Raw genomic sequence first — 10,468 nt, 5'->3', positions numbered from 1 at the left:
GTTGCAAATACAGTCTGAAACTTTATATATCGAATTAAATTAATGTTATACTTTTTTTCGCAATATGTAGGTTATGAATAGAAAAAAAGCTGCTCCTATACTGCTTATTAAAGTATCTGTCAATCCGATAAAATAAATATTAGATTTGATGACAAGGCAAATTATTAGTTGAATAATTTCTATACACAATGAGAAAATAAAAATTAAAGCAAAAGTGTTCCTTCGATTAACGCAAAAGAAACTATAAATGAAGTCAGCAAATGGCATTAAAGATAAGAAACCTAAGACATAGTGAAAGAAAAATTGCATTAATTCATTATCATGTCCAACTTGGGAAGAAATTAAAACCTGTTCCCAATCGTTTGATAAGTCAATAAAAGGATTAGTGTGAATTTGTCTAAAAATGTCGGCGGTATTATTAACAGCCGAATATGCTATATTTTTATGCCATAAAAATATATAAAAATATAGCAGACAAAAATAAACAACATAAAAAGCATACCAATTAAAATCAAATTTTTTATCAGGATGAAGCTTTTCATGCCGATATATTAGGATTATAGAAGCTGATACAGTTAGAAATAAGCCTAAAAGTTTAATAAGAAATAAAACTAATTCTGACATTAAACTTGCATCCTCTCATTATGGTTAACTTATATGATAATTTTATCATATAAAAAAACGTGGTAAAATGGACGAAATTACTGAAATAAAAATTTTTGATTAAAGAAGGTATTTCATTATGATTAATAAGTTTAAGTTATCAAATAAACAGCCTTTGCGTAGCGAAGTTAATGAAAAATACACTTGGAACACTAAAGCTATTTTTTCTTCAGAGAAAGAGTTTGAAAAAGAATTTATTGCTGTTAGAGATGAGTTAGATAAAATTTGTAAGTTTGCAGGACGGTTGGGAGAAAAATCATCCGTATTAAATGAATTTTTAACAAAATTAATGAGGTTTAAGCAACGTTTAGATGTATTGCTAATTTATGTTCATCTATTAAAAGATCAGGACACTGGAAATTCCTTTAATCAAGCGAATTTTACCAAGGTAAATGAATTCGCGGCTAATGTAAATGCTGCACTTGCTTTTGTAAAAGCAGAATTAATGGCTATGGATGAAAGTAAATTGAGTGAATTTCTTGCAGAAAATAAAAATTTACAGCTTTACAAAAAGTGGTTTGATAATATTCGTCGCTTGAAAAAACACACTTTATCTGAAAATGAAGAAAAATTATTGGCTATGCTCAGTCCGATTATGAATACAGGCTCAACTGTTTTCGCGGCTTTAAATAATGCAGATATTTCTTTTGAAAGTTTTGCGGATGCAAATGGAAATATACATGAAGTTACTCACAGCAGTTATGGTAGGTTAATTGAAAGCCCAGATCGTTCGATTAGGGCGGGAGCCTTTAAATCTTTGCACACATCATATAAAAATGATATTAATACATTTGCAGCTACCTTGGGGAGTATAGTTAAATTGCATAATTTAGATGCAAAATTGAGAGGATTTGGTTCAGCTAGAGAAGCTGCGGTATTTAAAAATCATATTCCTGAAGATGTTTATATTAATCTTTTAAAAACAATAAATGATAATCTTCCACTTTTACACGAATATGTTAGTATGAGAAAAAATAAGCTTGAGTTGTCGGATATGTATCCATATGATCTTTATCCTAAGATAATTAAAGATGTAGATATAAGTTTTACAATTGAAAAAGCGGCAGAAATTATTTGTGAAGCATTGAATCCGTTAGGTGAAATATATACCTCAAGACTCAAAAAAGCTTTCACGGATAAGTGGATTGATTGGGTTGACAATAAGGGTAAACGAAGTGGAGCATATTCTTCAGGATGTTATGGAACCAATCCATTTATTTTGTTGAGTTGGCAGGGTACATTGTCAAATTTATTTACTTTAGCGCATGAACTTGGTCACAGTATGCACAGTTACTTGACTTGGGAAAATCAACCTTATCCATATGCCAATTACTGTATATTTTTAGCTGAAATTGCGTCTACAACTAATGAAAACCTATTAAGCAATTATCTTCTGAAAAAATTTACCAAACCGGAAGAAAGGGCTTTTATTGCGAATCACTACTTGGATCGAATAAAGGCAACAATGTTTAGGCAATCACAATTTGCTGAGTTTGAACAGGAAATACATCGGGCAGATCAAAATGAAATTGTTCTTACTGCAGATTTTTTATGTAAAACATATGGTGATATAAATCAAAAATACTATGGACCATCATTAAATTTTGATGCGAATATTACGTATGAGTGGGCAAGAATACCTCATTTTTACTATAACTTTTATGTTTATCAATATGCTACCGGTTTTGCTGCGGCAACAGCTTTTGCTACTGCCATTTTAAACGAAGGTGATGCGGCAGTTAAACGGTATTTGGGATTTTTGTCTTCTGGTTCATCTAAAGATCCAATTGAAACTTTGCAAGCAGCCGGAGTCGATATGACAACACCAAAGCCGATTGAAAACACCCTAAAAGTGTTTAAAGAATATATGGATAAGCTTAAGTAAAGCAAAACAAAGTAAAAAATAAGCACAAAAACCAAACTCTGCGTTAGCTGAAGTTTGGTTTTTGTGCATTGGGTAACTATGAACAAGTGTCAAAAAAGAGGGTCTGAATAATCATCTGTACTTTCCGGGGCTGTTAAATCGAAGTCATCATTAATTGAACGTTTTTCTGCCGGATGATCATCTTTACGTGTTAAGTTTACACTGCCGGGATCAAAAATATCTTGGCATTTCGTTTTTTTCAAAACATATTCTGAAACATTTTCAATTGGTATGTCTAAAATAATTGAAAGCTCGCCGAAAAAAAGTTCTTCAGCTTGTTTAAGAAATCGCATGTCGGTTAATCCTATGCGCCGACCTTCTTTTTCTGCTTTTACGTTTTTTTTCTTTATGCTTTTAATTAGACGAACCAAATCTTTGGATTTGTGTGAATTAATTAATTTACGATATTCTCCGGCCAGCTCGGTAGAGTTGTTGGTAGATATAATGGATACCTTTATATCCGGTATTTTTCGTAGAAGATCTTCAACTTCCAATACAGTCATTAGTGGACGCATGAATACTTCTGTATCAATCGGTACGTATATCATGACACTGTCAAAAATAGGCTGCAAAGTATAATAATCACGTTCGGGATTCAAACCTTCAATAGGGGCTTTGCTGATAGTAATCACCTTGCAGACTCCACTATTGCCGTAAATAATATAATCTCCGATATTATACATATTCAACCTCGCAAGTGTAAGTATACTATATGTGTCAAGTATAATATACAAAAAAAGAAAAGAAATAAATAAGTCCTATATATACCTTGTAGTATAGCATGACTAGGAAATTTATGCTAACAAATCAGCTTTAATAAAGTGTGAACAGTATTGGCATGTTTGAAATTTGCAAAACTGGTCACACTAAACAAGATGATGTAATATAGATCGGTAGATGAATTTCATCAATTGAGCTTTAGCTGGGAGAGTTTCATCACTGAGTATTATCTTAGGCTTTCATTAGGTGAACCTTGGCGGAGACCATAGCGGAGACCGTAGCTATGAACCATAGCGGAGACCATAGCGGTGAACCTTGGGTCGGAGCTTTTTATCGGCAATACTTAATTGGTAAGTTAGCAGTTGAATTTTACAGAATGTTTCACGTGAAACATTCCTGAAATAAAATTGCAATTTAATAGTAGCACAAATTTATTTGTGCTAAAAAGAAATAGAGCATATGTGACTACTTAGAAAACAAATATCTAGTATTATGCTCTAAACACTAGATATTGACTGAAAATAACTATATTTAACTAATTTTTACAATATGTTGAGGAAGAAAAATGAAAATTGAAAAACGCAACGGACAGATAGAAACTTTTCGTTCAGCTAAGATAACCGCAGCTATGGCCAAGGCTTTTGATGGCTTAAACGTTCCTATTAATGATGATCAATTATTGAAACTGACAGAAAAAGTTGAGAAATTGATTAACACGGAAGTAGCTAATGGGTATGTTTTAAAAGTTGAGCGTGTTCAAGATTTAGTTGAAAAAATCCTTATGCAAGAAGGTTATTATGAGGTTGCTAAGAGCTATATTTTGTATCGCTCGGAAAGAGCTCAAAAACGTACTATGCGTAGGCAACTTACTGAATTAGTCAAATTTCAAGGATTGGATGAGACTTTAAGAAGCATACAAAAGGACTACAAATCGGACAATTATAGCCTAGATCTTCTCTTGGCTAAATTTAATTCATTTTATAAATTAGACATGCCGTTTCAAGAAGCAATGCGTATGCTAATTAAAGCTGCGGTTGAACTTACTACGCAAGAAGCACCAGCGTGGGAATTTATAGCAGCAAGACTAATGATGCTCCAGATAAATGAACAAATCGGCGAGGTGTGTAAGCAATTCAAACTAAGAAATCTGTATGATAAAATCTCTTATCTTGAAAATGAAGGGCTATATGGAAGATATATACTACAATCTTACAGTAAGGAAGAGATTGCTACTGCGGAAAGCTTTATCGTCGAAGAAAGAAATAAGCTGCTAAATTATTCAGGGCTTGATTTGTTGTGTAAGCGATATGTTATTCACAATTATCGTCATCAAATAATTGAAACTCCTCAAGAAATGTTTTTAGGTATAGCTTTACATTTGGCAATGCATGAGAAAAATGGTGATGAACGTATGGGCTGGGTTCGTAAATTTTATGACATGCTGAGTCAATTACAAGTTACTATGGCTACACCGACTTTGTCGAATGCTAGAAAACCTTATCATCAGTTGAGCTCGTGTTTTATTGATACTGTTCCGGATTCTTTAGAGGGGATATATAGGAGCATTACTAATTTTGCTCAAGTTTCAAAATTTGGCGGGGGGATGGGCTTATATTTTGGTAAGGTCAGAGCTATTGGCTCATCTATACGAGGATTTCAAGGTGTCGCTGGAGGGGTAATTCGTTGGGTTAAGTTAGCCAATGATACTGCCGTAGCGGTTGATCAGTTAGGTATGCGTCAAGGTTCGGTTGCGTGTTATTTAGATATTTGGCATAAAGATGTGCCGGAATTTTTACAAGTGCGTACTAACAATGGGGATGATCGCATGAAGGCTCACGATATTTTTCCTGCCATCTGCTACCCGGATCTTTTTTGGCGTCAAGTTAGAGATAACATTAATTCTTCGTGGTATTTGCTTTGTCCTCACGAGGTTTTGACTGTAAAAGGCTATGCGTTGGAAGATTATTACGGAGAAGAATGGGAAAAACGGTATCTTGATTGTGTCCGAGATAATAGGATAAGTAAACGTGAAATTCCCTTAAAGGAGTTGGTGCGACTTATTTTAAAGTCGTGTGTTGAAACCGGAACACCATTTACGTTTAATCGTGATATTGTAAATCGTAATAATCCAAATAAACATAAAGGAATTATTTATTGTTCCAATTTGTGTACGGAAATTTGTCAGAATATGTCCGAGATAAAGCAGGTATCTCTAGAACTGAAAGATGAAAATGGTGATACAGTGGTGGTAGAAACGACGAAACCTGGTGATTTTGTGGTTTGTAACTTGGCATCACTTGCGTTGGGACGAATAGATATGAAACGGCCGGAAGAATTGGAAAGTATTGTCGGAACAGTGGTGCGAGCCTTGGATAATGTTATTGATTTGAATTTTTATCCTTTGCCTTATGCTAAGCATACTAATAAAGCTTATCGTTCTCTTGGGCTTGGAATAAGTGGGTATCACCATATGTTGGCCAAAAACGGTATTGCTTGGGAAAGTGAAGAGCATTTGCAATTTGTCGATAAAATTTTTGAGCGAATTAATTATGCGGCAATAAAAACTAGTATGGAGTTGGCTAAAGAGAAGGGTAAATATAAATATTTTGAAGGCTCAGATTGGGCGACGGGGGAATACTTTACTTTACGTAATTATACCGACGAAAAATGGCAATCTCTGGCCTCGGCAGTGGCTAAAAATGGTTTGCGTAATGCATATCTTATTGCGATTGCACCGACAAGTTCTACATCAATTATAGCCGGAACTACAGCGGGGCTGGATCCGGTAATGAAGCGGTATTTCTTAGAGGAAAAAAAGGGTGTCATTATGCCTCGGGTGGCTCCGGAACTAAGTTTAAACACTTATTGGTTATATAAAGAAGCTCATTTGATAGATCAAGAATGGACTGTAAGAGCTGCTGGCGTTCGTCAACGTCACATAGATCAAGCTCAATCACTCAATTTATATGTGACGCAAAATCTTACCTTTAGGCAAATTTTAGGATATTTTATTAAAGCATGGGAAAATGGCGTAAAAACCATTTATTATTGTCGTAGTCTGGCTTTGGAAGTGGAAGACTGTGAAAGCTGTTCGTCTTGATCGGCTGCAATATTTTGCTAACCGGCAGCAGGCGGCTTAACAGGGCAGGTGGTCTAACAGGCGGTCAGGCGGTAATGAAAGATAGGAGAATGGTTATGGAGAAAAAAATACATTACTCGAATGAAGGTTGTTCATTTAAGGAAAATGAAGGCTTAAATGCTCGTATAACGAAAAAAATCCTTTTTAATGAAAAAGGCGATATAGGTCTTGACAAAAAAAAGATGATCGGTGGTAATCCGACTAACTTAAATGATTTTAACAATGTTAAGTACAAATGGGTTAGTGATATTTATCGTCAAATGATGAATAATTTTTGGATCCCTGAAGAGATTAATATGAGCACTGATGTTCAGCAGTATAGAACTTTACCGGTAGCTGAACGGCGTGCGTACGATAAGATATTGTCGTTTTTGGTGTTTTTGGATAGTTTACAGACTAATAATGTACCGTTTATAGCGCAATATATTACGGCTAATGAGGCGGTGTTATGTTTAACGATTCAGGCGTTTCAGGAAGCTGTACACAGTCAATCATATAGTTACATGTTGGATACTATTTGTTCGCCTGATGAACGTACGGAAATTTTATATCAGTGGCGTGATGATGAGCATCTCTTGGCGCGGAATAAATTTATCGGTGATTTATTTATGGCGTTTCAAAATGATCAGTCTGAACGAAATTTGATGCGTGTATTGGTAGCAAACTATATTTTGGAAGGTATATATTTTTACTCTGGTTTTATGTTCTTTTATAATTTGGGCAGAAATGGCAAAATGCCGGGCTCGGTTCAGGAAATACGGTATATAAATCGTGATGAAAATACGCATTTGTGGTTATTTCGGAATATTTTGTCTGAATTACAGGTTGAAAGACCGGATTTGTTTTCAGCTGAATTAGTGGAAGAATATCGTGCGATGATCAAAGAGGGCGCGGAGCAAGAAATTGCTTGGGGGCATTATGTTTTGGGGGATGATATTCCCGGATTAACGCGTCAGATGGTTACGGATTATATTCAATATTTGGCAAATTTGCGAGCGCAAAATTTGGGTTTCGCTTACATATATCCTGACAATCACAGTGAACCGGCAAGTATGAGCTGGATCAGCCAATATAGTGATGCAAATATGGTAAAAACGGACTTCTTTGAGGCTAAATCGACAGCATATGCCAAGTCAACGGCAATGATTGATGATTTATGATCGACTGCTGGCGGGCAGTATTCGGTGTGGCGAGGCAAGGACTTTGGGCAAGTGCGGCAAGGAGAGGAAAGTGTTTTTTCCTAGCTCGCGCCTGTTCTCGCGGGCCGCGCATGGTCGCGCAGGGGCCGCGCCTGTTCTCGCTTCGGCCGGCCTGATCGCGCGGGCCACACCTGATCGCACAGCTCATGGTGATGGTCGGCGATTGATGGGGACAAAGCGTTTAATTTATAGAAGAGCTGTTTTTATATCAATCGACAAGGGTTTGCAAAGAAAAATATGCACTGGTAAGCTGTTTTAGAGCTTGTTCTAAGTCGCTAAGACGGTTGTCTTGGTAATTTTCAAGCAGTTTTTTAGCAGCAAATTTTGCTTCTTGTAAGTTGTGCCAGCTGCTTGAGGTATAGGTTGTTCGATCCAGGTCTTCTAGAAGAGCGACACCTTGACGGAGCTTTTGATAAGTGTTTATATAAGCGTTTTCATTTTTCAGCTCGGTTATTAATTGTCTGACGGTCCAAGCACGATTGTTTTCAGTTAGTACTGCTTTAAGTGGTATGGGACGGACATTATTTTGTGAAAAGGTGGTAAGTAATTGCATGACTAGTGACTTATCCATGTTGCAAAATAGGATGAAGGGGTGGCTGTCGCGAGATTTGCTCAGGCTGTATTCAAAGGACGAGGTCGGTTCATTATTTTGGCCGTTGATGTCGGTTTGATTGGTTGGCAAAGCGGGGTTGGCGGCAGTCTCAGTATTGTTGACGATGGGAGTGTCGTTTGATTTTAAGGGGGAGTCTGCGGTGCATTGGCGAGCAGCATCGTTAGTTATATTGTCGAGTTCATTAACGATATCACCGATTAGTTTATCTAGCAATAATGAGCTTAAATGATGATAAGCAATATTGGCTTGGCGTAAAAGTTTGGTAAGAGCGGCCCCAACGGGTGTAGCTTCCGGATAACCATAGATTAAAAGAAATGGAGTTGACATATGTTCCCCCTAAAAAATGTTACACTCATTATAACGTATTTGGGCTAATTATGTCGCGTAAAGCAAAGCTATGATAAACTTTAAATATTGGCGCAACTTGCAAAAGGCAAGCTAGTGCATAAAATCACCGGGATAGGGACGATGGTGTGATAAAAAATAAAACTGCGGATAATAAAAAATATAATGAATTTATGAATTGGGATAACTTGTTGCTATTGCTGAGGCAAAGCAGTTTCGGACAAGTAAAAAATATCGGTGGCATCCGGGGGAGCTCGCCTGCGGATTCCGAGGGTTCAGATGGGAGCTCACCTGCGAATTTGAATGGTATACAGAGAGCTGAAAGTGTCAATGCCGGAGATGAAGGATTGGCCGGGGATTACCAAAGAATTTTGCTTAGCGCATCTTTTCGTCGTTTGCAGGATAAAACACAGGTGTTTCCGCTTGATAGCAGTGACTTTGTGCGTACACGTCTGACACATTCTTTGGAAGTTTCCTCTTTAGCTAAACGATTAGGTGAAATGGTGGGAAGGCTTTTAGGTGATATGGCGGATCAGTTTGTAACGCCAACCAGCAGTCAGAAAGCAGTTATTTCGGATTTATTACTTTGTGCGGGCTTGATCCATGATATTGGCAATCCACCGTTTGGTCATTATGGGGAAACTACGATAAGGCTTTGGTTCCGGCAGCATTTGCCGAAACTTACTTTTAAAGGATGTCCATTAATTTCGGTGTTGTCTGCGGCTATGAGGGAGGATTTATACAATTTTGACGGTAATGCTCAAGGTCTGAGGGTGCTGACAAAACTTCATTTTTCGGCTGAAGGTTGGGGGTTGAACTTACCGTTTTCACTTTTGCATATTTTGATGAAATATCCGGTTTCGTCGCTTGAGGTCAATTCTGCCGCTGCGGATATCACGCGTCACAAACTGGGCTATTTTATGGCGGAAAAAGATATTTTTTCTAAATTGATTAATAATTTGGGTACGGGAATAAAGGTCGGCAGAGGGGTGAATTTGGCTGAAAGTGAGGCGGCTTCGGACAATCAACTGACTTTTTTGGCAAACATGGCGATTCCACGCGCTTGTCGGCATCCGTTGACGTTTTTGCTGGAAGCGGCAGATGATATAGCTTATCGCACGGCGGATATTGAAGATGCTTTTAAGAAGAACAAATTTAATTTTGACTTGTTGTATAAGGAGTTGCGAAATTTTAATTCGAAAAATAAATATGGCTATTCTGAGGAGCAGTGCGATGGATATACGGAACTTGTAAAGCGGTTGCAAATGGAGCGTAGGTTGGCTAGTGCGCGAAAGCTGCCGGAAAGAGATTTATATGCTTTGCAGAAGTGGCTCGATTTTTTGCGAGATGTTTTGGCGAAAACGGTGGCCAAAAATTTTGTTGTCAATTATATGGCGATAATGAGCGGGCAATGGCAATCGGAGCTTTCTACCGGAACAATTGCTGATCCGGTTTTGTCCGCACTGGGGGCGATTGCATATAAATATGTTTTTCATTCGCGGCAAATTATTAAACTTGAGTTGGCAGCTAACTCTATTATTGGAGGGTTGTTGGATTTATTTGTTCCTGCCTGTGTTAATTTTGATACGGAAGAGGCGTTGGATCCGGTGCAGCAAAGATTGATCGATATAATTTCGGATAACTATATTCAGTGCTACCGGCGGTGCAGTAGAGGGCGGCCGGAGAGTGAAAAGTTGTATTTGCGGTTGTTGCTGGTAACTGACTATATTTCCGGAATGACGGACGGCTATGCTAAGAATTTATTGAATCAACTGCGCGGTTGAAGTGGGTTGTGATGAATGTGTATGAAATCTAGCAACCGCAGCTGCCACGGTCCGGCAACAGCGGCGGCAACAGCTCGGCAA

7 protein-coding genes are annotated in these 10,468 nt (G+C 37.5%); 4 read left to right on the top strand and 3 right to left on the bottom strand.

What is annotated here, in order from left to right; genetic code table 11:
- Nucleotides 1–45 precede the first annotated feature (45 nt).
- Nucleotides 46–624 (bottom strand): hypothetical protein, encoded by a 579-nt coding sequence (locus HMPREF0868_RS07705; RefSeq protein WP_012994183.1) that lies wholly within the window; start codon nucleotides 622–624, stop codon nucleotides 46–48.
- Between the two features lie 118 nt (nucleotides 625–742).
- Between HMPREF0868_RS07705 and pepF the strand changes: the two genes are divergently transcribed.
- Nucleotides 743–2,548, top strand: a complete 1,806-nt coding sequence (gene pepF, locus HMPREF0868_RS07700) for an oligoendopeptidase F (RefSeq protein WP_012994182.1) — start codon at nucleotides 743–745, stop codon at nucleotides 2,546–2,548.
- Between the two features lie 89 nt (nucleotides 2,549–2,637).
- On the opposite strand, the gene HMPREF0868_RS07695 is transcribed toward pepF, so the two are convergent.
- Complete coding sequence (locus HMPREF0868_RS07695) at nucleotides 2,638–3,270, bottom strand: CarD family transcriptional regulator (RefSeq protein ID WP_012994181.1); 633 nt, start codon at nucleotides 3,268–3,270, stop codon at nucleotides 2,638–2,640.
- A gap of 602 nt (nucleotides 3,271–3,872) precedes the next feature.
- Here HMPREF0868_RS07695 and HMPREF0868_RS07690 point away from each other — a divergent pair.
- Together HMPREF0868_RS07690 and HMPREF0868_RS07685 are read left to right on the top strand one after the other, a co-directional pair.
- Nucleotides 3,873–6,407, top strand: a complete 2,535-nt coding sequence (locus tag HMPREF0868_RS07690) for a ribonucleoside-diphosphate reductase subunit alpha (protein WP_012994179.1) — start codon at nucleotides 3,873–3,875, stop codon at nucleotides 6,405–6,407.
- Nucleotides 6,404–7,606 (top strand): ribonucleotide-diphosphate reductase subunit beta, encoded by a 1,203-nt coding sequence (locus HMPREF0868_RS07685; RefSeq protein ID WP_012994178.1) that lies wholly within the window; start codon nucleotides 6,404–6,406, stop codon nucleotides 7,604–7,606. Before HMPREF0868_RS07690 ends, HMPREF0868_RS07685 begins: the two co-directional genes overlap by 4 nt.
- A 247-nt stretch (nucleotides 7,607–7,853) precedes the next feature.
- Here the strand turns inward: HMPREF0868_RS07685 and HMPREF0868_RS07680 are convergent, their stop codons facing one another.
- Nucleotides 7,854–8,585: a DUF3783 domain-containing protein gene (locus HMPREF0868_RS07680; protein ID WP_012994177.1), complete on the bottom strand. Its 732-nt coding sequence runs from the start codon at nucleotides 8,583–8,585 to the stop codon at nucleotides 7,854–7,856.
- Between the two features lie 146 nt (nucleotides 8,586–8,731).
- Here HMPREF0868_RS07680 and dgt point away from each other — a divergent pair, with 146 nt between their 5' ends.
- Nucleotides 8,732–10,387, top strand: a complete 1,656-nt coding sequence (dgt, locus tag HMPREF0868_RS07675; protein ID WP_012994176.1) for a dGTP triphosphohydrolase — start codon at nucleotides 8,732–8,734, stop codon at nucleotides 10,385–10,387.
- Nucleotides 10,388–10,468: the final 81 nt, after the last annotated feature.

The organism is Mageeibacillus indolicus UPII9-5 (assembly GCF_000025225.2).
In the GTDB taxonomy this organism is placed as follows: Bacteria; Bacillota; Clostridia; order Saccharofermentanales; family Fastidiosipilaceae; genus Mageeibacillus; species Mageeibacillus indolicus.
Note: the sequence above shows the minus strand (reverse complement) of the source record. Positions and strands in the feature narration are given on the sequence as shown.